Annotated in this window: 19 protein-coding genes and 1 pseudogene; 16 read left to right on the top strand and 4 right to left on the bottom strand. The window is 67.9% G+C overall.

What is annotated here, in order from left to right; genetic code table 11:
• Positions 1-1,051: 1,051 nt before the first annotated feature.
• The 6 genes and pseudogenes from OIU81_RS42520 to OIU81_RS37270 all read left to right on the top strand — a co-directional run.
• A pseudogene (locus tag OIU81_RS42520) lies at positions 1,052-1,243 on the top strand (IPT/TIG domain-containing protein); the annotation flags it as partial.
• 129 nt (positions 1,244-1,372) lie between these two features.
• Positions 1,373-1,843 carry an IPT/TIG domain-containing protein gene (locus tag OIU81_RS37255; protein ID WP_329142670.1) on the top strand — a complete coding sequence of 157 codons (471 nt, stop codon included), beginning with the start codon at positions 1,373-1,375 and terminating at the stop codon, positions 1,841-1,843.
• Positions 1,844-1,997: 154 nt separating this feature from the next.
• Complete coding sequence (locus OIU81_RS37260) at positions 1,998-4,511, top strand: beta strand repeat-containing protein (protein ID WP_329142669.1); 2,514 nt, start codon at positions 1,998-2,000, stop codon at positions 4,509-4,511.
• Positions 4,512-4,798: 287 nt separating this feature from the next.
• Complete coding sequence (locus OIU81_RS42525; protein WP_443073915.1) at positions 4,799-5,437, top strand: IPT/TIG domain-containing protein; 639 nt, start codon at positions 4,799-4,801, stop codon at positions 5,435-5,437.
• Positions 5,347-5,601 carry a hypothetical protein gene (locus OIU81_RS37265; protein ID WP_329142668.1) on the top strand — a complete coding sequence of 85 codons (255 nt, stop codon included), beginning with the start codon at positions 5,347-5,349 and terminating at the stop codon, positions 5,599-5,601. The genes OIU81_RS42525 and OIU81_RS37265 overlap by 91 nt, the downstream gene beginning before the upstream one ends.
• A 2,042-nt stretch (positions 5,602-7,643) precedes the next feature.
• On the top strand, positions 7,644-8,453 hold the full coding sequence (locus OIU81_RS37270; RefSeq protein WP_329142667.1) for a C40 family peptidase: 810 nt from the start codon (positions 7,644-7,646) through the stop codon (positions 8,451-8,453).
• A 311-nt stretch (positions 8,454-8,764) separates the two neighbouring features.
• On the opposite strand, the gene OIU81_RS37275 is transcribed toward OIU81_RS37270, so the two are convergent.
• Entirely contained in the window at positions 8,765-9,478 is a 714-nt protein-coding gene (locus tag OIU81_RS37275) for a transglycosylase SLT domain-containing protein (RefSeq protein ID WP_329142666.1), read from the bottom strand.
• 798 nt (positions 9,479-10,276) lie between these two features.
• Between OIU81_RS37275 and OIU81_RS37280 the strand changes: the two genes are divergently transcribed.
• The 9 genes from OIU81_RS37280 to OIU81_RS37320 all read left to right on the top strand — a co-directional run bounded on the left by OIU81_RS37280 (position 10,277) and on the right by OIU81_RS37320 (position 19,299).
• Positions 10,277-11,824, top strand: coding sequence for a hypothetical protein (locus OIU81_RS37280; protein ID WP_329142665.1), 1,548 nt, complete (start codon positions 10,277-10,279; stop codon positions 11,822-11,824).
• Positions 11,821-12,282, top strand: coding sequence for a hypothetical protein (locus OIU81_RS37285; protein WP_329142664.1), 462 nt, complete (start codon positions 11,821-11,823; stop codon positions 12,280-12,282). Before OIU81_RS37280 ends, OIU81_RS37285 begins: the two co-directional genes overlap by 4 nt.
• Positions 12,283-12,413: 131 nt before the next feature.
• Positions 12,414-13,193 carry a helix-turn-helix domain-containing protein gene (locus OIU81_RS37290; RefSeq protein ID WP_443073914.1) on the top strand — a complete coding sequence of 260 codons (780 nt, stop codon included), beginning with the start codon at positions 12,414-12,416 and terminating at the stop codon, positions 13,191-13,193.
• Positions 13,194-13,209: 16 nt separating this feature from the next.
• On the top strand, positions 13,210-14,394 hold the full coding sequence (locus OIU81_RS37295; RefSeq protein WP_329142662.1) for a M20 family metallopeptidase: 1,185 nt from the start codon (positions 13,210-13,212) through the stop codon (positions 14,392-14,394).
• Between the two features lie 137 nt (positions 14,395-14,531).
• Positions 14,532-14,702, top strand: coding sequence for a hypothetical protein (locus OIU81_RS37300; RefSeq protein WP_329142661.1), 171 nt, complete (start codon positions 14,532-14,534; stop codon positions 14,700-14,702).
• Between the two features lie 96 nt (positions 14,703-14,798).
• Positions 14,799-16,541: an asparagine synthase-related protein gene (locus OIU81_RS37305; RefSeq protein ID WP_329142660.1), complete on the top strand. Its 1,743-nt coding sequence runs from the start codon at positions 14,799-14,801 to the stop codon at positions 16,539-16,541.
• Positions 16,535-16,822 (top strand): PqqD family protein, encoded by a 288-nt coding sequence (locus tag OIU81_RS37310; protein WP_329142659.1) that lies wholly within the window; start codon positions 16,535-16,537, stop codon positions 16,820-16,822. The genes OIU81_RS37305 and OIU81_RS37310 overlap by 7 nt, the downstream gene beginning before the upstream one ends.
• 5 nt (positions 16,823-16,827) lie before the next feature.
• Positions 16,828-17,235 carry a lasso peptide biosynthesis B2 protein gene (locus OIU81_RS37315; protein ID WP_329154831.1) on the top strand — a complete coding sequence of 136 codons (408 nt, stop codon included), beginning with the start codon at positions 16,828-16,830 and terminating at the stop codon, positions 17,233-17,235.
• A 174-nt stretch (positions 17,236-17,409) separates the two neighbouring features.
• Positions 17,410-19,299, top strand: a complete 1,890-nt coding sequence (locus tag OIU81_RS37320) for an ATP-binding cassette domain-containing protein (protein WP_443073913.1) — start codon at positions 17,410-17,412, stop codon at positions 19,297-19,299.
• Here the strand turns inward: OIU81_RS37320 and OIU81_RS42530 are convergent.
• Positions 19,254-19,604 carry a lasso RiPP family leader peptide-containing protein gene (locus OIU81_RS42530; RefSeq protein ID WP_443073912.1) on the bottom strand — a complete coding sequence of 117 codons (351 nt, stop codon included), beginning with the start codon at positions 19,602-19,604 and terminating at the stop codon, positions 19,254-19,256. The genes OIU81_RS37320 and OIU81_RS42530 overlap by 46 nt on opposite strands.
• A 229-nt stretch (positions 19,605-19,833) precedes the next feature.
• Here OIU81_RS42530 and OIU81_RS37325 point away from each other — a divergent pair, with 229 nt between their 5' ends.
• Complete coding sequence (locus tag OIU81_RS37325; RefSeq protein WP_443074116.1) at positions 19,834-21,024, top strand: tetratricopeptide repeat protein; 1,191 nt, start codon at positions 19,834-19,836, stop codon at positions 21,022-21,024.
• Positions 21,025-21,310: 286 nt separating this feature from the next.
• On the opposite strand, the gene OIU81_RS37330 is transcribed toward OIU81_RS37325, so the two are convergent.
• Positions 21,311-22,447 carry a ComEC/Rec2 family competence protein gene (locus tag OIU81_RS37330; RefSeq protein WP_329142657.1) on the bottom strand — a complete coding sequence of 379 codons (1,137 nt, stop codon included), beginning with the start codon at positions 22,445-22,447 and terminating at the stop codon, positions 21,311-21,313.
• 26 nt (positions 22,448-22,473) lie between these two features.
• A complete protein-coding gene (locus OIU81_RS37335) occupies positions 22,474-22,914 on the bottom strand; it encodes a hypothetical protein (RefSeq protein WP_329142656.1) in 441 nt (146 codons plus the stop codon).
• Positions 22,915-23,040: the final 126 nt, after the last annotated feature.

Genomic DNA, 23,040 nt, shown 5'->3' on the forward strand with positions numbered 1-23,040 from the left:
CGGCAATGAGCCGGCGAGTGTGCTGCGCACGCCGGACGGTGGACACCCAACGTGGAGCCTATATCCGGTGGCACGCCGGTGACCACCATCAGGGAGGGACTGGGCAACTCCACCGCCGTCCGCTTCGGATGCCATCCGGCCGCCTCGTTCACGATTGTCAACGACCGTGCGATCCGGGCCGTTTCGGCACCCCCTCCACCGACTCGACGGCGCGCTGCGGTCCGCCCCTGACCGAGGGCGCCGAACCATTGCGGCCCGGCATCGCGCATCCAGCCCGCGCGTTCGGCCAGACTCTGGAAGCGGACCAAGAAGTGGATCCGCCCGCTTCAGCCTTGGCCTGTCCTACCTGGGCGGTCCCGGGCGAGATGAGCCCTGTCATGACGCCGGGCGGCGGGGCGCGAAACACTCAAGGCCTGAGCCGAGATCATCCACATAACCTGCCGCCTCACCCGGAATCGCCACCCAAGACCGCTTGCGGCGTCCTCGTTCGCGCAGACGGTGTGAATTGCCAGGCCGACCAGCTCTCTTTCTCACATCTCAGCGCATAGCGCACAACCAGCACTTGGCGGTCGCAGCAAGCGCCGAATTCCGCCGCCTGGCCAGGCCGGGCAAAATGAAGCGGACCGGGATCAGAATCACCTTCTGACGAACGCGCATACCGCTGGACTTTGAACGACTGACCCCATCTGCCCGCTCTTTTCAAGCTCTTTGACGCCAGATTGCACCATACACGCAGGGGCGTGCAACGGCGCCCGGAGTCGAAGAGTGAACTCTTAATCTATTTACGTACAGAACCCTTGGTGCGCCAATTCCACCTGTCGCCTCCTTCACTCCTTGGCTTTAATCGAAACAAGCGAGATTGACGGCGCTCAGTGATGCGGCGCCGCGTCGCTTTACATAGGAAGACCCGCCCAGGCGCCGTGAGGCAACAGTCTCCGCCATCCCCTTCCCGCCCCACGGGGAGACAGGCATCCCATGCGGTTGCAGGCCGCGTCAGCTCACCGCCTGCTCCTGTGCCCCCGGCAGAGCGGCCACTTCAAGGAGAAAGATCATGGCAACCATCACGTCGTTGGTGGACACAGCAACCACCACCAACCAAGGCAAACCCGGTGACACCGTCCAAATCAACGGTACCGCCCTGTCCACCACCACGAGGGTGAACTTCGGTTCGGCGGCGGTCACCCCGACAGGCGTCACCGCCACCCAGGTCACCTTCGTGATCCCCAACACGGCGCCGTGCTCCGGCCAGGTCTCTGTCAGCGTCACCAGCAGCGCCGGTGCTACCAGCAACGCGCTGCCGTTCTTCGTCATCGCCTCGCCGACCACCACAGGGCTGAGCGTCACCTGTGTATCGGCCGCCACAGGTGGCTCGGTGACACTGTTCGGCACCAACTTCCTCTCCGGAACGCAGGTCGGAGTGGGCAGCGTCGGCAACGTGGCGGTCACCCCCACGCAGCCGAGCCAGGTCACCTTCACCGCGCCGGCCAACCCGGGTCAGGTCGGTACGGTGTCGACCCAGTCGGTGTCCATTACCACCGCCGGCGGGACCAGCGCCGCGGGCACCACCCTGATCGACTACTACCTCGCGCCGGCCATCACCTCGGTGCTTCCCACCTCGGGTACGGCGGGGGACCTGATCACCGTCACCGGAACCGGTTTCGTCGGCGTCGACACCGTCACCTTCACCGACAGCACCACCGCAACTGCCCCTGCAGTCTTCACCCCCGTGAGCGCCACCCAACTCGTCGCCACCGTGCCCGGCGGACTCGCCACCGGCGCCGGGACCATCACGGTCCACACCTGCGGCGGCAACTCCAACGCCCAGGCCTTCACCGTCACCTGACCGTCAGGGACGACCGGGGACCAATGGCACGACCACCAAGTCGCCGCCCGTCCGCAGCGTGTGGCGCGGGCGGGCGGTGACGCCCCCGCGCCCTGGCCGACAACCGCCGGCCAGGGCGCGACTGCTCAGGCGGTACACGAAGGAGAAGAACATCATGGCCCCCGTAGTGACCAGTGTCAGCCCAGCCCAAGGTGCTCCAGCGGGGGGTACCAACGTCACCATCACCGGCTCCGGCTTCACCGGGGCCACCATGGTCAGGTTCGGCCCCAATGGCACCACCTTTGTCATCGTGAGCGATATGCAGATCACGGCCAAGACCCCCGCAGGGGCCGGCACGGTCCAGGTCACGGTCGCGGCGCCGACAGGCACCAGCACCCAGAACGTTTTCTTCACCTACACCCCGGCCCCCGTACTCACCACACTCATTCCGCCCTCGGGCCCCACAGCGGGCGGCAACACGGTCACCATCAACGGCACCAACCTCTCCAGTGCCACCTCGGTAAAGTTCGGGAGCAATTCGGCGGTCATTGTGACCAATACCGCTACGCAGATCACCGTCATCGCGCCCGCCGGGTCGCCCTCCTCAGTCAACGTCACCGTCACCACAGCCGGCGGCACCAGTAACGCCCTCCCCTACACCTACGCCACTGTTCCCGCCCCGGCCATCAACAGCCTCAGCCCCACCTCGGGCCCCACAGCGGGCGGCAACACGGTCACCATCAACGGCACCAACCTCTCCAGTGCCACCTCGGTAAAGTTCGGGAGCAATTCGGCGGTCATTGTGACCAATACCGCTACGCAGATCACCGTCATCGCGCCCGCCGGGTCGCCCTCCTCAGTCAACGTCACCGTCACCACAGCCGGCGGCACCAGTAACGCCCTCCCCTACACCTACGCCACTGTTCCCGCCCCGGCCATCAACAGCCTCAGCCCCACCTCGGGCCCCACAGCGGGCGGCAACACGGTCACCATCAACGGCACCAACCTCTCCAGTGCCACCTCGGTAAAGTTCGGGAGCAATTCGGCGGTCATTGTGACCAATACCGCTACGCAGATCACCGTCATCGCGCCCGCCGGGTCGCCCTCCTCAGTCAACGTCACCGTCACCACAGCCGGCGGCACCAGTAACGCCCTCCCCTACACCTACGCCACTGTTCCCGCCCCGGCCATCAACAGCCTCAGCCCCACCTCGGGCCCCACAGCGGGCGGCAACACGGTCACCATCAACGGCACCAACCTCTCCAGTGCCACCTCGGTAAAGTTCGGGAGCAATTCGGCGGTCATTGTGACCAATACCGCTACGCAGATCACCGTCATCGCGCCCGCCGGGTCGCCCTCCTCAGTCAACGTCACCGTCACCACAGCCGGCGGCACCAGTAACGCCCTCCCCTACACCTACGCCACTGTTCCCGCCCCGGCCATCAACAGCCTCAGCCCCACCTCGGGCCCCACAGCGGGCGGCAACACGGTCACCATCAACGGCACCAACCTCTCCAGTGCCACCTCGGTAAAGTTCGGGAGCAATTCGGCGGTCATTGTGACCAATACCGCTACGCAGATCACCGTCATCGCGCCCGCCGGGTCGCCCTCCTCAGTCAACGTCACCGTCACCACAGCCGGCGGCACCAGTAACGCCCTCCCCTACACCTACGCCACTGTTCCCGCCCCGGCCATCAACAGCCTCAGCCCCACCTCGGGCCCCACAGCGGGCGGCAACACGGTCACCATCAACGGCACCAACCTCTCCAGTGCCACCTCGGTAAAGTTCGGGAGCAATTCGGCGGTCATTGTGACCAATACCGCTACGCAGATCACCGTCATCGCGCCCGCCGGGTCGCCCTCCTCAGTCAACGTCACCGTCACCACAGCCGGCGGCACCAGTAACGCCCTCCCCTACACCTACGCCACTGTTCCCGCCCCGGCCATCAACAGCCTCAGCCCCACCTCGGGCCCCACAGCGGGCGGCAACACGGTCACCATCAACGGCACCAACCTCTCCAGTGCCACCTCGGTAAAGTTCGGGAGCAATTCGGCGGTCATTGTGACCAATACCGCTACGCAGATCACCGTCATCGCGCCCGCCGGGTCGCCCTCCTCAGTCAACGTCACCGTCACCACAGCCGGCGGCACCAGTAATCCCCTGCCGTACTTCTATCTCGCCGCGCCCACTCTCAGCGATCTGTCCCCGCACCTCGGCCCCACCGGTGGCAACACCGTCACCGTCTTCGGCACCAATCTGACGCTTACCAACGCCGTGAGCTTCGGAGGGAATCCGGCCACCAGCATCAATGTGGTCTCCGACAGCCAGGTGACGGTGACCGCTCCGGCCGGTTTGGGCACGGTCGCTGTCACCGTCACCACACCGGGGGGGACCAGCTCGGCGGCCACCGGGAATCCGTACTACACGTATCTGGGGGCACCCGTCCTGACCAGCCTCAACCCCTCCCACGGTGCTGATCTCGGGGGCGACGCTATCGTGTTGGGCGGCAGCAACCTCACCTACACCGACGCGGTGTCCTTCGGCGGCGTCCCGGCCTCGTTCGCGGCGATCTCCGACACCCAGGTCGTCGCGACCTCCCCGGGCGGCGCGCCCGGCACGGTGAATGTCGTGGCACACACCCCGGCCGGGAACAGCAACACGCTGCCCTATGTCTACGACCCATCCTGAGCCCAACCCTGCCGCAGGCCAGGGACGTCCGCCCCAGAGACAGCCGCTGGCTCGAACGACAACGCCAGCCCAGCGTCTGGGAAACGCCGACCGGCGGGCAGCGCGAGCGCCGTGAGCAGCTCGGCATCGTGCAGGCATCCGGTGCCGACGAGGAAGCCAGGGGATGGACGTGCTCGGCTGAATGCGTGCTTGAGTGCCGAGTGCGCGGTCTGCTGGCGTCCCCTCGCAGGACTCAACGGCACGTTCCACACATATCCACGGAGTAGGACACGCAAAGGAGTCCGGGCATGCCGACCCTTCCCATCATCACCTCACTCGCCCCCGTCCAAGGGCACGATGGAGCCACCTTGACCATCACCGGCACGGGACTGTCCCGCACTTTCAAAGTGAACTTCGGGGCCAAGGCGGTCACCCCCACCACCGTCACCGAAACCACCGTCACCTGCGTGATTCCAGTGTTGCCCCCGGGTGAGAACGACGTGACCGTCTCGGCGGGAGCCTCGACCAGCAACTTCCTCCCGTTCTACTACATCTCGCCGCCGACCGTGCTGGCTCTGAGCGCCAACACCGGGCCAGCCACAGCCACACAGCTCACCGTCTTCGGCCAATCCCTGTTGACCGCGACCGGGGTGATCTTCGGCGCCCTCGGCCCCGGTACCGGGCTGAACGTCGTCTCCGACACCGCGCTCACGGTCTTCACGCCCCTGCACCCTGCCTTCCCCCTGGTGTGTGCATCGACGCTGTGGATGTCACGGTCGCCACCCTTGGTGGTACCAGCGTTGCCCAAACCGCCCTCTCCAAGTACACCTTCTACAAAGCCCCGTCGGTCACTGGAGTGGTTCCCACATCGGCCTCCATCGGCTCGCTCGTCACCGTCAGCGGCTCCTGCCTGCTGGACACCGTCAGCGTGGCCTTCACCCCGGTAGGAGGGGGCCTACCGACCGCGGCCAACTTCACCAACATCTCCACCAGCCGGATCACCGCGATCGTCCCGCCAACCCTGGTCACAGGTACGTACGACATCCAGGTCACGACCCCGGGAGGCCAGACCCCAGTGGTTCCCATCGACGTGTTCACCGTCCCCCTCTGAGGTCGGTTCGCGAGCTACCCGGCTGCCTCCGGCCCCTGGGGCGCCCCAGGGGGCGCTGCCTGGGCCGTGAGACACGACGACTACCCCGGGACGGGCCCTCTGTGACAACCTGAAGTGAGTCAGGGGATATTGATACAAATACTCACTGGGTGGAGAAACGGAACGTAGTGGACTGATGTCTGTCCTGACCACAGGTGCATCCGACGGGGATGCCGGATCTGTGACCTCTTCTTCTCGGCCCGATCCCGAGGTTCCCGCGAAGGCGAAGCGGCGGGTGTTCACGGCCGCGTTCAAGAAGAAGGTCCTGGCCGAGTACGACGCCGCTGTCGAGGGAACCAAGGGGCGAGGTGCTGCGCCGGCACGGAGTCGCCACCTGGCACATCTCGACCTGGCGCAAGGCCCGAGAAGCGGGCGCCGAGCAGGCCCTGTCCATGCCGAGGGGCCGCAAGCCGGCCGACCCACGCGACTCCCGGATCCGTGAACTGGAGAAGAAGAACACCCAGCTCGAAGGCCAGAGAGTGGATGGGAATGTTGCGCAAGGTGGGGTCGGCGAGGTCGCAGGATGGCGCCGGATGAAGGCGGCGAGTGTCTCCTTTTGGTGCTGCTTGTGCGACTTGCACTCCCTCAGGCGGTCGGGGCTGCTCAGGCGACGGTGGTGGGGGTGATCCCGACGGTCCGCACGTCGCGGATCCCGAGACGATGGGCGAGCCAAACCGCCGGGATCACGCCGCCGCGCATGATGCCTACCACGGCTTGCCGATGTGGAGGCTGGGCAGAGATCCGCCCAGCCTCCGGTGCGTCGACGGGCAGGCACCCGCCTGGCAGGAGCTCCGTGCGGGGCCGGTGAAGCGGGGCGTTCCGCCGCACCGGAGGCCCGCCAGGGTTCAGTGCGACCAAAAGGCTCTTCGTCTCGCCTGGTCTCACACATCTCTCACCAACGAGAGCGCACGGGAGCACGTGAGAACCTCTGACCTGGATATTCGCTGTCGCCACGGACCACGGTGGACCAGGTGGACATTACATAGGCTAGGATTCGATTCTAGTGATCAAGTCAAATGCCCAGGTCAGAGGGACTTTTTGCTCCTTGCTGAGGGCGCATGTCTCACATCACGGTCACCGACGTACATTGACGGGGAAGTCGTCACGATTGCATCCGGCAGTTCGCCGGGCCTCCTCCCCACACCACTGGCCAGCCTGGTCCGCGAGCTTGTCGCGACTCGCCGCGTGTTGATTGCCGTTCGGGATGGGGACGTTGAGGGCAGGAATGCGCCACTCCGGATGATGGCGGGGTGAGTGGTCGTGGTCGTGGTGCCCGGCGGCACCGTGACCATCTCGGGCGTCTGTGCTGTTTCTGCTGTCGTCCCTCGCCACTCCATCACCGTGGTGCCGGACTCGGTTCAGCTCGTATGGCGGGACGAGGTCTCCGACGGCAACGATGATGACTATGTCCCGGCTGGCGCCGCGATCGGCCTGGCTGCCTCAGTCCTCGGCCGGCTCGGCGACTCGCCGAGTTCGTCCGAGGATTCCGCCTGGCTCCGTTCGCTGTTGCCTGGCTCTCCAAAGGGCCCAGCGCCCCCGCTCGGCCGCCGTGGCGCGGTGTGTGGAGCCTGTCGCGAGGAGTTCGACCGCGCCGCCGCGTTTCGGGCGGGCACCCCTGCTGCCGGGGGGCAAGTCGACGAGCTCGGCGCTGCCCGCCAGAGGTCTGCCCTCTGTCGCGCCGCCGTCTGACACACCCTCATTGCAGTCGGAGCTGCACCCGACTCGACTGGTGGCATGTGGTGATCTATCCCATGCCACTTCGCGTGCTTAAGTCCTTGACATCTGGAAGGTCCGGCGTGGCGGATGGGGGAGTGGTAGGCGCCTATCAGGGGCGCGTCGGGTAGCAAGTGCCGTGTATAGGGGCATGATTGCGACATTCGGGCATTCCGTCGCGGGCTCGGCAGGCAGCCTTGAACTCACGCTTGTTCGCCGCGCGCACGTCAAGTGTGGCGTACCGCACCTTGGTTGGCAGCGGCCTACGACTCGTGATAGTCGTGGTTGCCATGTCCCCAAATGTACTCGTACCCATAGCCAGCCACCGGAAGCCCCGTCGACCTTCCGCGTCCTCGCGGGCCCGTGCGGGAGTGGCCGGTGGCTTCCTCACCCTCGCGGTGACCGGTGCCACCGTGCCGGCCGACGCCGCGGAGAAGCCCGTCTCCGAAACCCGGGAGATGCCGACGATCACGACGGCGCTGGCCACCAGCGCCGCGAGGAGCGCCGACACCGCTGAGCGGGTCGCGTTCAACTACGAGCGTCAGGGGCTCCAGGACATAGCCTTCGCCAAGGCCGCCGAGTCCGCGCAGAAGCGCAAAGCTGAGGCGGTGGAGGCCGCCAAGGCCGCAGCTGCGACAAAGGCCAAGGATGCGCAGAAGACCGACGACCACCGAAAGGCCAAGGAGGCCGTGCAGACCCGTGCTTCACGCTCCTCCGAGCGGACCACCCTGTCCGCACTGTCCTCCCCTACCTCCGCCACCCTTGTCGCTTTCCTCAAGGCGCAACTCGGCAAGGCGTACGTGCTGGGCTCCAGCGGCCCCTCGTCGTATGACTGTTCCAGTCTGACCCAGGCCGCGTTCAGCCAGATCGGCGTCGACCTGCCGCGGGTCTCGCAGGCCCAGTCCGCATCCGGCACTCAGGTTGGCCTGGACAGCCTCCAGGTCGGCGACATCCTGTACTGGGGCAGCGCGGGGAGCGCCTACCACGTGGGTGTCTACGTTGGTGAGGGCATGTTCATCGGCGCCCAGAACCCGAGCACCGGCGTCGTCGAGCGCCCGCTCAGCTACGACAGGCCGACCGGCGCGGTGCGCGTCCTCTAACCTCGAGTTCTGGAGGTGCCAACGGCGCGTCCGGGACTCGACGCGGCTCGGTGTCGGGAAGCATGCAGAGGCCGCGGCGCTGGACAGAGCTACGCTCTGGCGGAGTTCCAGCGGTGGCCGTCGCCGGGCCGGGGTAGTCAAGACTGTGACGATTGCGCAGCACGGGCGACCCGCTTCGACGCTGTGCACCTGGCGCGAGGGCCGCGTGGTTCAACCACATCACGTTCCATGTCGGCGCGGGTCGCCCCGATGCCCGTGAGGGCCCTTGAGGGCGCAGGGGCCGGCTTCCCCGTCTGCGGTGTTTCTGCGGTTCAGTAGGCGGAGTTGACGTTGTCGATCGAGCCGTAGCGGTGCGCCGCGTAGTTGGCGGCGGCGGTGATGTTGGCGACCGGGTCGGTGAGTTTGTTGGCGGTGCCTGCCACGCGGTACTGGTTGAACGTGGGCTGGATCACCTGCAGCAGGCCTTTGGACGGGGTGCCGTTGATGGCGTTGATGTCCCAGTTGTTGACGGCGTTCGGGTTGCCGCCGGATTCCCGGATGATGTTGCGGAGCAGGCCTTCGTAGGAGCCCGGTATGCGCTTGGACTTCATGATGGCGAGTGACTCACGGATCCAGCCGTCGAGGTTGTTCGCGTAGCGCTTGGGAGCAACCTTCGGCGCTGCCTTGGGGGCGACCTTCGGCGAGGCGATGGCCTTGCGGTCGGCGGACCGGTCGGCAGCCTGTTTGGCCTCGTGGCCCTGTTTGGCGACGGCGGTGACCTTGAGGCCGGTGCTGAGGGAGGAGGCGAGCGGCTGGTCCTTCGTGCCGTCGTCGGCCCGGTCCTTCGCGGTGGGCGGCAGCCCCTTGGCGCTGACCGGCTTGACCGTGGCCGGTGCGTCGGAGGCGGTGGTCTCGGCGTTGCCGGGCGCCGTGGTGAGTGCCAGGGCGGCGGCGCAGCTCGCGGAGGCCACAACTGCCCCGGAGATCTTGTGCGTGCGGGTGATGCGGGCCGTACGGAAGGCACGGGGGAGCGTGAAACTGGGCATACGGATATGACCTCTTCCAGGGCTTAGTGGCAGGAAGGAGACGGTCTCCGGTTGGCGCATGAGGACCGAGGGGCATGCCGCGTCCGCGGTTCTGGCTGAGTCCGCAGGCTCGTTCTCGGTCCTACGCGGAACATGGTTAGCACGAGCCCTGGATGGTGGCAATGATGCCTTGTACTACCTCTCTTCGTGAGATGAGGCGAGATGTCCGTTATAAAGGTCGCGTTGTGCGTGCGCGCCGGGCAACGCATCACACTAGGCGTGCTCGTATGTGACGTACGTCGCGTGCCGCGTATCACCCGGCAAAGGTGTCAGGACCTCCTGCGGGGCCCTGCAGAGTTGAGGCGCGTGTGTGTGCCGGGGGCGGCGGCGGTGACTCGACTGACGGCAGTTGTCACCACCCACTACGAGGCTCCTGACACCCCACGCGTGGTTGTTTCAGGCGCTGCTGGACTCCGCTTTCTGGCTCTGTGGCCGGGAACTTCAGTTCAGCGGCGGCTCGGTGCCCGGCTCGGTTAGGCTCAAGGGGCGGCTTGATCCCTGCCGCGCAATTCGGATCGAAAGCAGCTCACCTCCGTGGCGACCGCACCTCATGTCATAGAGACCCCCGACGATGAGATTCCCGCCGCGACGCCGGCTGCCATGGACCCTGCCCAGTTGGGGGAGCTGGCTGCCTGTGCGGCCGTTTTCCTTCCCGCTGACCCGCCCCGGCTTGGTCGGGTGGCCTTCTGGCGCGGCGACGGTCACGCTCCGCCCGGGGTGACCGATCGGCTGACGGTGGTGAGGCCGCATGGTGTTTCTGTGCGGCGCCGTGAGGTCGATGCCATGATCGTGCCGGTCTCCCAGGCCCTGCCGGCACTCGGCCGGATGCGCGGTGTGCCGGGCACGGACCGAGCCGCCGTGTTCTGGGGTGCGGCGACCGTGCTCGCTTTGCAGTTGGTCGCTCGTGGCAGGCTCTTGCCCGGTGTCAGCCTTGCAGGTTTCGATGCCTGGCGTATCGGACCGTACGACCAGGAAGATGTGGCGCGGGTGAGGGAGTTGGCTGCTGCGATGCCGCCCGGGGCCCGGGCGGTGCCGCTGGCCGGGCCGGCGCCGGTGCGCCTGGCCGAGGCGGAGCAGCTGTTGCGGGCATTCTTGGATGCGGTGGCCGATGCGCTGCCCCGTAGGTCCGCTGCGCCGGCGGCCGCCGGCGCAGCGGCCTGGGCGGCTCAGGTGCCGCAGCCGGTTGTCCACCAGCGCGCCTGGGCTGAGGAGGTTGCCGCGGGGCTGGATGCGGGGGTGGGGGTCTCCCTGCGGCTGGAGCTCCCCGGCCTGCCCGCCCGCGACCGGGACGACATCGACGATCCGGGCGCCTGGGCCGATGCCTGGGAGGACGAAGAGGGGGGCAGTCCTTTCCGGGCTGTCGTCCAGTTGCACAGCCTCGGTGACGCCACCGTGGTGGCGGACGCCGCGGACATCTGGGCGGGCCGGTCGGCTGCCGGAGGCGTTTTCGGTCCGCGGACGAAGATCGACACGTTGCTGACGCTGCGCCGGGCCGCGCGGGCCTGGCCGCCGCTGGGCCGGTTGCTGACCGCCGTGGCTCCGGCCGAGCTGGAACTCTCGGACACCGAGGTGTCCGAGCTGCTGGGGGAGGCCGCCGCCCTCGCCACCCGGCTGGGACGGCCCCACGAGATCGTTCCTGAAGACCCGCACGGCGCAATCGGAACGGCGCGCTTTCGTAGGACTTTGGCTTGGCACGTGGCGCGGAAACCCGGCGGTCTGGTGGCCCTCGCCATCCACTACGGCCACCTGCGTACTTCGGTTGCTTCCGCCTACGCCTCGCGCAGCCGCGGCGGCATCCACGATCTGCTCGACATCGAAACCGCCCGCGCGACCGCAGACACCCTCGCCACACTGAACGCCGACCTCGCCGACGGCGCGGGCATCTCCGGACCGGCCGCCCGCCGGGCCATCCACGCCGCCGCCCAGGCCCCGACCTTCCTCGGCACGATCCTCACCGCCCGCCAGGCCCGAGACCTGCTCAACAACCCGAACCTGGCCGTGTACGACAACCCGAACACGTTCGTGATGTGCGTCTACAAACCGGACAAGGCCCTCTGTCACCGCGAGGGCACCAAGGACGCCCCCAGCCTGGACCGCTGCGTCAGCACCTGCGCGAACATCGCCCGCACCGACCACCAAGCGGACCTGCTCATTGAACGTGCCGAGACCAGCGAGAAGGCCGCCGCCTCCTCACCGGAACCCTTGGCCGAGCGGCTCAACAGGAACGCCGCCAAACTGCGGAAGAGCTCTGAACGCCACCACCGCGACCGCATCACGACCGACACACCCAAGGAGAGCGCCCGTTGAGTCCCGCACCGGATGAACGCGACCGGATCCGCGCCGCCATGGACCGCATCCTTGCGGGCTCTCCGCAGCACTCCAACGGCGCGCTGACCATCGTCGCCCTGGCCGCCGAGGCCGGCGTACCCCGTAACGCACTCACCCAGCGGCACCTCGACCTGAAGAACGAGTTCTACGAGAAGGTCCGTGACCGCGGCGAAACACCGGATGCCGAGAAGCGGCTGCGCAAGCAGGTGGTCAAGCTGAAGGAACTGCGCGCCGCCGACGCCCAGGAGATCAAGCAGCTGAGGGCCGATGTCGAAGCGCTGGTCGGTGCACTGCACCAGTCACAGATGGAGAACCGGCAGCTTCGTAAGCAGCTCACGGACCGTCCCTCCAACCTTCGGGTCCTTCCCACTCAGCCTCAGCCATCTCCACGTACCGTCGCGTCGCAGGCACACGTAGCGCCAGCCACTGACGAGTAATCAAGCCTCGCCCGCTGGTGTGGGATGCGCCCAGCCCTATGCGGGGATGAGTACGAAGGATGGTCGACGAAGGGGGAACGTGCGGTGAAATCCATAGGCGCTGAACCGACCACGGATCACCAGGCGGGAGGATGACCGTGGCTGGGCTGACAAGCGGAGAGTCGGCGCTCAGACGTGCCCGTACGGCACGGAATCTGACGTTGGAGGAGGCCGCCGACGCCCTGAACGCGATCACCGGGGGCGCAACCGACGCGAGCCTGCTCAGCGCGTGGGAGACCGGGCGGCGCCGAACCGGGGCGAAGAACCGGGCTGGGCTGTGCCAGCTGTACCGGGAACGCCCGGAGGTGCTGTTCGCCCACCAGGACGGGGAGGCCACCAGCGTGCTGGAGACCTCCGGCACGGCGGTGGTCGTCAAGGTGCTCACTCGCTGGACCGACCTGATCGAGGCGATGGTCAGCGTCGCCTCCAGCGCGCGCGAGCAACTGGTCGTCACCGGCAGCCGGAGCCGGGAGAAGGCGTATCTGGCGGCGATCGAGACGGCGGTGGCCCAGCACCCGGACCTGGTCCACTACCGGGTGCTGTACGGACCGCCCCGGCACCGCGCGCTCGCTGACCACCTGGTGCGGCTGCTGGAGCTGCGCGACCCGTCCGCCCGCCGCAACGGCGTCAAGACGCTCCACATCGGGATGGTCGAACCGGCGGCGGCGCTGGAACGCTTCTTCGTGGCCTCGGAGACACAAGCGGTCGTACCGCTGCCGTCCTTCCACGGCGCGGAAGGGTTCGACTGCGGCGCCTTACTCAGTCGCGAGGCCGCGGTGGGTCTGGTCCACCATGGGCGGGAGGCGTGTGCTTCGGCGCGGACGGTGGAGACGATCGAGGCCGTCCGTGCGCTGCCGGTGCGGCACAACTGATGTGGTGGGGAGAAGCGTGAGCGAGAACCTTCAGCAGGCTCGGATGGCGTCCGTGACCGAGCTCGCCCAGGAACTGATCCGGCGGCCGAGCCGCGCCGGGATCGACGACTACGGACCGGTCCTCGGCGTGCTGGAGGACTGGCTCACCGATCGCGCCGTACCGCACCGCCGTCTGTACGACAACGCAGGTGAGCTGGTGGGGCTGCTCGCGGAGATCCCCGGGGGCCGGCCGGGCCAGTGGTGGGCGCTGGATGCCTGCGTAGACACCGCCCCGTACGGCGACGAGACCGCCTGGTCCTTCCCTCCGGACTCCGGGGAGGTACGTGAGGGGTGGCTGCTCGGCAGGGGCAGCTCCGACTCAAAGCTCGCCGCGGCGATGTTCTGCCACATCGCCGCCGACCTGCTGCACCGGGCCGCTGAACTGCACGGCGGGCTCGCCGTGCTGCTGGACGTCGACGAGCACACCGGCGGCTTCGGTGGTGCCCGCGCCTACCTGGCCGACGAGGCCGCGGTCCGCCCGGCCGGGGTGATGATCGGCTACCCGGGCCTGGAGGAAGTCGTGGTCGGCGGCCGGGGCCTGTGGCGGGCCGCCGTCGCGGTCCACGCCCCCTCCGGGCACTCCGGGTCCAGCCGCACCGTGGTCGGTGCCATCTCCCGCGCCGCACACCTCGTACGTCTCCTCGACGCGGCCGACCTTCCCGGCGTCGACGGCGGGTCGGGTTTCCCGTTGCCGCCGAAACTGTCGGTGACTTCCTTCCACGGCGGTCAGGGCTTCTCGGTTACCCCCGACCTGTGCGAGCTGAACGTCGACATCCGCACTACCCCGACCTTTGACGCCCACGATGCCGAGACCTTGATCCGCAAGGCCGTCGCTGAGCTCGATGCGGAACTGCCTGCCCCGAAGCCCACCGAGGTCACCTCGGTCGCCGCCTGGCCGCCCTTCCGCCTGGCCGAGGACGAGCAGCCCGCCGCCGCCCTGCTGGGCGCCGCCGCCGAGATGGGGCTCGCGGCCAAGGCGAAGACCGCGGGCCCGTCGAACATCGGCAACCTGCTCGCCGGGGAGGGCATCTCGGCCACCGCCGGATTCGGGGTGCCGTACGAGGGACTGCACGGCATCGACGAGCGCGCCCACCTGGCCGAGCTGCCGCAGGTCTATGCCGTCTACCAGCGGGCCGTCCTTGGCCTTCTCCGGGCGGGCTGAGGTCCCAAGCGCGTCCCAACTTCCTCCCAGATCCACTCCCAGCAAGTACCCAACTCCGTCTCTGGGAACGGATCTTCGATCGCGGTGACATAGAGGCAGCACCACCTCACATCCACCGATGACAAGGGAGGCCAGTCATGGCCGCGCAGACCATCGTCACCACCCAGCCCGCCGTCGAGGACAAGCCCGCCGCGGCGCCGAGCACCGGCGGCTTCGCGCCGCAGGTCAGCAACCACCCGGTGGCGACCCTCACCCTGGGCCGCCAGGTGTTCAACGACTCGGACAAGTCCAACTACTTCGAGGGCTGACCAGCCCGCAGGACCTGACCGAGCACCCCGGGGGCCGGCCGTCGTATGGCCGGCCCCCGGGCGCGTCACAGGGCTGATCAAAGGGGAGGCGTGCACATGGGACAGGAGTGGATCAGCGGCGGCAGCGCCGCCGTGGACGGATTGACGATCGACGGGCTCGGCGACGTCCGCCGGGCCCCGGCCGCGCGGGTCCGCGCGGCCGCCGAAGGGCTGGTTGCCCTCGCGGTCGTGGGCGACTGCGCTGTCACCGAGCAGGAACTTCGCGCCGCGCTTGTGGCGGTACGGGCGGGCCGGTGGGCCGAGCTGACCCGGTGGCCGGGCTCGTACTGGGTGGTCGCGAGCATTGGTCGGCTGCGGTTCGTGTGCGGCGACCTGGCGGGTATCCGGGCCGTGTACTACATGCTGCGTGGCGAGGAGACGGCATGGGCGAGCATGCCCGGAGTCCTGGGGCGTCCGCTCGTGCCGGACCTGCCGTGGCTGGTGGCGCGGCTGACGGTGGGTGAGCACCACTGGCCGCACCGCACGCTGTGCGAAGAGATCCGGATGGTGCCCGGCGGGTTCGGGCTGCTGCTCGCGCCGGGGGCGCCGCCGCAGCTCATCGACATCTCCGGCGTCGAGCCCGTAGACGAGCTCCGCGAAGGCGCTGAACGGTTCGGCCGCGCGCTCACGGAGGCCGTCCAGCACCGGGTCCGCGCCGCTGGCGGGGTGGTGGGGGCGGACCTGTCCGGTGGGCTGGACTCCTCGGCGGCCGTCGTGCTCGCTGCTGACGTCGGCCGGGTGCACGCGGTGACGTACACCGACGGCTACACCAGCGGGGAAGACATGGCGTTCGCCTCCCGCGTCGCTGAGCACACCGGCGCCCGGCACACGGTCGACATTGGCGCCGACGAGCAGCTGCCGTTCTCCTTTCCGGCCGGGCAGCCGACGGGGGCGGAGCCGGTGCTGGAGGCGGCGATGTTCGCCATGGACACCAGCTACTTGCACCCCGTACGGGGGCTGCCGCTGCACTTGACCGGGCACGGTGGGGACATCGTCCTGGACGCTTCCAGCTCCTGCTGGGTCCGCCTGCTGCAGGACGGCCGACGGCGCGAGGCCCACCGCCAGGTCGTGGCGTTCGCCCGGCTCCGCAACACCGCACCCGGCCCGTACTGGAAAGCCCTCAAGCAGGCCGCCGACCTGGGCCGGGCCGGCTCCCTCGAACGCGCCGCCGAGGCCCTGGAGCGCGGGCCCGTCAGGCCGGAGGCCGCCGTAGCCGGCTGGTCCTGGTGCCGTCTGGGGGCCGCAGCGTCCTGGCTCACCGGCTACGGCCGCCACCAGGTCGCAGCCCTGCTGCGGCAAGCCGCCGGTGACCAGCAGCCGGAGCCGGCGGATGAATTCGACCAGTGGGCCGCTCTGCGGTCGGTGGGCGCCTCGGCCCGCGGCTGGATCCCGTACGGCCACGCGCTCGGTATCCAGCCGGTGTATCCGTACCTGGACAACACCGTCGTCCGCGCCGCCTTCGCCGTCCCGGCCCTCGCCCGCCGCGGACTGGTGGCATACAAGCCGCTGCTGCGCGAGTCGTTGCCCGAGCTCCCGGACTGGCTGACCTCCCGGCGTTCGAAGGGCTCATTCACCGCCCAGCGCATCGCCGGCCTCGCCCGGCATCGGGACCGGCTCGACGGGCTGATCGTGTCGAGTCCGCTCGTCGACGGCGGGCTCATCGACCCCGCGGCCATCCGCTCCGCGCTCGCGCAAGCGGCCCGGGGCCAGAGCGCCACGGTGATCGCCGACCTGCACCAACTGCTCGTAACCTGCTGGTGGCTCAGTGGCCAGGCGACCGAGCTGGAGGCGGCATGCTGACTCCCGCCTCTCACGTCCACCACGCCACCGGTCCGTACGGCACGGCGGTGCTCGATGTCCGGCGCGGCCGGTGGCTGATGCTCGATCCGGACGCCTCGAAGATCTGGCACGCCGTCACCGTCCGGGGCGGCACCGGCGGGCTCGCCGACGAGATCGCCATCCCGACCGGCCAGGACCCGCAGGCTGTCGGCAAGCAGATCGCCGCGTTCGTCGATGAGCTGGTGGCCACCGGCGTACTGGTCGACACCGACCGCCCGCCCCGGGGGAGGTGGTGGCGGTGACGGTCATGGTCCCCACCGCCCGGCCCACCGCGCCGCGGCGGGACCGCCTGGTCGCGGGCGTCGCGCTCACACTCTCCCTGGTGATGAGCCGGTGCCCGCTGCGCTGGCAGATCGGCGCCGTACGGCTGCTGTGCCGTCTGCCGCACGCGCGGCTCGCCCGGCTGGAGGCCCTGTATACAGCGGTGCTGGCGGTGATCCCCTCGTGGTGGCCGGGCCGGATCGCGTGCATGGAGATCAGCCTCGCCACCGTCCTGGCGACGGCCCTCACCGGCCGCCAGGCCCGCTGGGTGCTCGGCGCCCGCTTCCTGCCCGACGCCGCGCACGCCTGGGCCGAGGTACCCGAAGGCACGGTCGGCCGCGACATCGGCGACGCCGTCGACCGGCCGTGGATGCCGGTCCTGTCCGTGCCGTAGACGGCCCTGGGCTGCCGTGGTCCGGGGCTGGCCCGAGCCTCCCCGCCCCGGACCACGGCCTCACTCGAACGAGTGAAAGCCGGGCGGCGAGGCTGACGTTCGGTCCGGGCGACCTGGGCCGATGAGGAACCTGCGGAACAATCCCGTTGCCCGGCTGCCTAGTCCGGCTCCCTGATGGGGATCGTGAGTTCTTCCGTATCCTCGCCGTCCGTCGCCGGCACGGGGCAGCCGCCCGTGATGCGCCTGGCTTCCGACCGGCACTTCGAGGCGAGCGTCAACCTGTCCACGTGGGCGATAGCGCGCCGTCTGCCCCGCACCCTCACCGATGCAGCTCGGCTCGGCTGGCGCACCGACCGCCGCGCCGTCCTGGCCCTGCTTGGCTGCCAGATCGGCGCCGCCGCCCTCACCGCGACCGCGCTCGCGGCCACCACCCGCGTGCTGGCCGCCGTCTTCACCGGCGACGACATCGCCGCCGGGCTCCGCGAGAACCTGACCGCCGTGGTGGTGTTCGCCCTCGCCGCCTGTGGCCGCTACCTACTCGACGTCGGCGCCCGCGGGGCAGCGGCCCAGCTCGCGCCGAAGGCCGTACGCGAGGCTGACCTGGAGGTCATCACCGCGGCCACGGCCGCCGAGCTGGTGGCGTACGAGGACCCGGACTTCGAGGACGCCCACGCCGCCGCCTCCGACGGCGCAGAGAAGACCGGCGACCTCATCCTCGACGCCCAGCTCCTGACCTCAGCCGCCGCCCAGTTGGCCGCCGCTGCAACGGTCGTCACTGTCCTGCACCCGGTGATGCTTCCGCTGCTGGTCCTCTCCGTGATCCCGTGCGCGTGGGGTGCCGTACGGGGGGCGCGGGTCGAGCACGCCGCCCACCACCGCAACCTCGCCGACTCCCGCCTGCGCAACGTCTTCCGCTCTTACACCACCGAGCGGAACACCGCCGATGAGGTCCGCGCGAGCACCATGGCGGGCTTCCTGATCCGGCAGTACCGCATCGTCTCCGGCCGCCTGGAGGCCGAACAGCTCAAGGCCACCCGGCAGGCCCTGGTAGTGCAGGGCATCGGCGACGCACTCACCGCCGTCGGCACCGCCGCCACCTGGGGCGCGCTCGTGCTCCTGGTGGCAGCCGGCCGGATGGAGCTCGCCGCAGCGGGAACCGCCGCGCTGGCGGTGCGGACCTCCGGCGCGGCACTGGCCACGACGGTGAGGGCCGGGGCCCGGCTGTTTCGCACCTCGCTGTCCCTGGACGACTGGGCCCGGTTCCTCGCGGTAGCCAAGCCGTGGACGGCCCGCCGCGGTTCGGCACAGGTCGCCGAGGACGGACCGCAGGTGATCACCGCCACTGACGTCTCCTTCACCTACCCCGGCGCCGACCGGACCGCGCTCGACGGCATCAGCCTGGACCTCAAGCGGGGCGAGGTCATCGCCCTGGTGGGCGAGAACGGCGCCGGCAAGAGCACTCTCGCCCGCCTCCTGACCGGCCTGTTCCTCCCCACTGCGGGGTCGGTGCGGTGGGACGGGGTGGACCTGGCCGACGCCGACCCGGCCAGCGCGCTGGCGAAGATCGCGCTTGTCCCGCAGGACTACACCCGCTGGCCGCTGGCCGTCCGCGAGAACATCACCCTCGGCCAGCCCCGCCTCGAAGGAGACCCGGCTGTCCATGCCGCCGCCGAAGCCGCCGGAGCCGACGCCGTCATCGCCACACTGCCGCACGGGCTGGACACCTCCCTGGCCCGCTCATGGTGGGGCGGCCACGACCTCTCGGGCGGACAGTGGCAGCGCATCGCGGTCGCCCGCGCTTTCCATCGCGACGCCCCCGTGCTCGTCATGGACGAGCCGACCGCCGCCCTCGATGCCCGCGCCGAACATCGGATCTTCACCCGGCTGAGAAACCTTGCTGCCGGACGGGCCACCATCTTCATCACCCATCGCCTGGCCAACACTCGTCTTGCCGACCGCATCATCGTGCTCAACCAAGGCCGCATCGAGCAAATGGGTACGTACGACGAGTTGGCGCATCAAGGGCTATTCCACGAACTCCTCAAACTCCAAGAAGACCGGTGATCCAGTAAGCCCCGCGCACAATCGAGTTCCAGCGAGAGCCATGGGCCCACCGGGAATTCTGTTGGAATGCCAGCCCGAACACACTTCAGCCCGTCTCCCGGAAGGGGACGGGCTGAAGTGTTGTGCTGTGTGGGCCCAGCGGGAGGTGGAGGGTGTGCACGAGCTGCCACATCCAGCCTCAACACGCAGGACTTGACAGAGAAGTCGTCGGCGGTGTCGAAGGGCTGCGTGCCCAGCGTCACCGCAACGACGTCACCGGCGTCAAGCACGACGGGCGCCTCGTAAACCGGGGTGGTGTGCTTCATGACGAATTCCCTTCACTCGCCGCCCGGCTCGGTCCGCCGGGCTACGACGAACAGTCAACGCGCAGACGCACAGGGTGGGCAGCTGCCACAATGTGGGCCAGCTGTAGGCCAGTTGTGAACCAGCACGACCAACGATCGGCCGGACATGACTATCGGGGAGCGCATCCGCGCGGCACGCGAAGCACGGCGCCCCAGATGCAGCCAGCAACCGCTCGCAGACGAGCTGTCGATGGCGCGCTGGGGGAAGGCAGGGTTTCTCGACCGGCAGCAGGTCTACCGGTGGGAGACCGGACGGCGGGAGCCGGAAGAGTGGTTGCCGTTCATCGAACAGGTACTGCACCTTGACCTGTCCGGGGACAATAAGGCCCAGTTCGCCGATACCGTGACCTCAGTCATGCTCTTGGGAGGCACCGACGTGGAACGACGGCAGTTCCTCGCGGCATCCGCTGCCGTTGGCCTGGCCGCGCTCGATCTGCCCGACGCCGAAGCCGTTACCCGCCGCGCGAACAAGCCCGGCCCCGTCGGCGTCGGGATGGGCGAAGTCGCTGCGGTCCGCACGATGACCACCACGCTCGGCGACGCCGCCTCAGAGCTCGGCGGCGGACACGCCCGCCACCTGGCCGTCCGGTACCTGACCCTGGACGTCAAGCGCTGGCTGGACGGCCGCTATACCGAGAAGGTTGGCCGCGAGCTATTCGCCGCCACCAGCGAACTGGTCCACCTGATCGGGTGGATGGCCCGCGACGAAGGCCACCAGGGGCTGAGCCAGCGGTACAACGTGCACAGCTTCCGGCTCGCGGCCGAGGCTGGCGAGAACGAGCTCGCTGCCACCGCCCTGCGCGGACTGGCGGACCAGGCCATCGACCTCGGCCACCTACCTACCGCCGTCCGGCTCGCCGGAGCATGCGAGCAACGCGGCCGGAAGCTGGCCAACCCCAAGGCCCTGGCGTACTACCGCAACACCCTCGCCCGCGCGTCCGCCGCCGACGGCGACCGCACCACCGCCACGAAGATGCTCACCTCCGCCCAAGCCGCGATCGAACACGCCCCGGCCCGGCCCGGCCAGTCATGGGCGAGCCACTACAGCCACGGGCGATGGGCCCACGAGTCCGGCATGATCCACGTGCAGATGGGCGACCTCGCCGCCGCCGAGGAACACCTGCACCTGGCCCTGGACATCCACGGTCTGGACCGGAAGCGCACGCGGGCGATCGTGCTCGCCGACCTAGGCCACGTCCAGCTCAAGCGCGGCAACACCGCTCAGGCCCTGGACACCTGGAACGACTTCCTAAACTGCGCAGACGGCGTGCAGTCCGTCCGCATCAACGACGGCCTGACCAATATCGCTGCCCGCCTACCGGGCATCCACGACGTCCCAGCCGCTCAAGAGCTCTGCGAGCGCATCGCTGGCCGAGGGTGAACATGGATACAAGGCGGCTGTCGCAGGGACCAGCGACGGCGAAGCCGATGTCGTCGCCATCGCCACCTACGGCAACTACTCCGCACCTCCATGCGCTTCGCTTGCACCCAGGGCATCTCTTTGACCGGACACCGCGAGACGTGATCTCCCATAAATAGGTGGCCACGGGCCAGAACATCCACAGGTTTCCAGTTGCCGGAAGCCACGCTGCATTGTAGGGCTCGCGCAGCTGAGGCACGTTCCCAGCAGTTCCACACGACGGCAGCCGCCCGGTCATGCGGCTACCCTATTTGACCTTGACTGCCCGTCCGAGGTCACTCAACCCGCCGGCAGCATTTCCGTCACCCAGGCGCCAGACGCTCAACTGATTGCGCCCCAACCCCACGACGATGGCAACAGAGCCCAGAGGCAGCTTCGCGCCGGAGACATCAATGATGTAGTCACTTGTGTAGTGAATACCAAGCTTATGGTCTCCTGGCCTGTCGCCGCCCCTGGCAGCGGTCCGGTGACGTGCCTCGCGCAGGATCTCCTGGGCAATGGCGTGTGGGAAGCGATGCACCCCTCCCCCCTCGGCACAGGACACCAAGCTGTACTTGGGACCCACCCGTTCAACAAATTCGAGATTCACTCCGTGCTTAGACCCGTGATGCGGCACCTTGAGTACATCAGCGTCCAGGTAATCTACTTCCCGGCGTTGCCGCGTCTCGCCAGCACCTCGTGAGGCACGGGTTTTCGAGGCCGGGAAATCGCTCTCCACGTGGGCCCAACTGGCGGTCTGAGCGTCTGCTCCGAGCAGTAGACGAGCTCCCCGGCGGCGGTGGAGTGGGGTTCGCTCTCCTTGTCGCTGAACTGTTGGTATGTAGGGATATTCGACCATGAGCACGATCGAGGAGTTATTCTCCTCGATGCCCCGACTGTCAAATTGATGCTTCAATGCAATCGACGGAGCAAGTACCGTAAAATTAACATTCTTAAGCAGTCTCTCGTACCCACTAGTCGGCTCGCAGACACGGGATACCGCCTCGGCTTTATCGCGCATCTCCCAATAAGTCGGCTTACCCGTATCGAAGCCCGCATCCCAGAATTCATGGACCTTGCAGAAATCGAGGAGGCTACCCATTCCAGCGATGTGATCCCGGTGCGGATGGGTCGCAATGGCGATATCAATTTCCACCGGCTCCGAAATGAACCCCCCCTGCTGCAATGAGGCAATCAACTCACGCATCACTTTAAATCTACCGACATCAACAACGACAAGATCGCGCCTACCGTCACGAAATGGCAACATTAAGAGCTGAGCATCGCCATTTCCCACGTTAAGCAGAAAGTAGACCATGTCAGTTTCAGTGATGCTATCGATAAATCGATTACCAGATCCAGAAATATCGAGATCAGTAATCGGTATCACCCTTGGGTCGCCCATGACTCCTCCTTCAGAAGCGCGACAGGTTAATCCTCCTCTCCCTCCTCTGCAATGGCGGCATATTTTTCTTCGACGGGGGGTGCGATCGAGGCTAGCCTCACGATTCGGGACATTTCTCGGGCCTCGGCAGTGACGTCATACAGCGGCGAGCACATGAGTCCTGAAAGAGCCTCTCCGTAGACGACGCTACCGGGCTGATCGGGCCATTTAGCCGGATCAATAGCCACCCCGAAGGCGTCATCAATCTGCACTGGCTCCCCTTGGACTGTTTGCCCGAAGCGCACGCGCTTTTTCCCGTGCAGAGCCTCCGGAGCGACGGATAGTAGGACGATTCTCTCGTCTTCCTCATAGCGCCCGCGAACCTTTTCCGGAAGTGGCAAAAACTTCGGGCGACCCTTATCATCCATCATTGGCCACCGGGATACCTCTAGGATGACGACATCAGGAGTCATTTCTTCGACCACCACGTAGTAAAGCTCTAGTAGGGCTTGGTCATGTTGGTGCGGGGTCTGGCATGTCGCGGTGACAGGTGGGACAGGCGCCGGTCCAGATCACGAGGAGTATCTGCAGCTCGCGAACGATTCGGTAGAGGC

This window comes from Streptomyces sp. NBC_01454 (assembly GCF_036227565.1).
Taxonomy (GTDB): domain Bacteria; phylum Actinomycetota; class Actinomycetes; order Streptomycetales; family Streptomycetaceae; genus Streptomyces.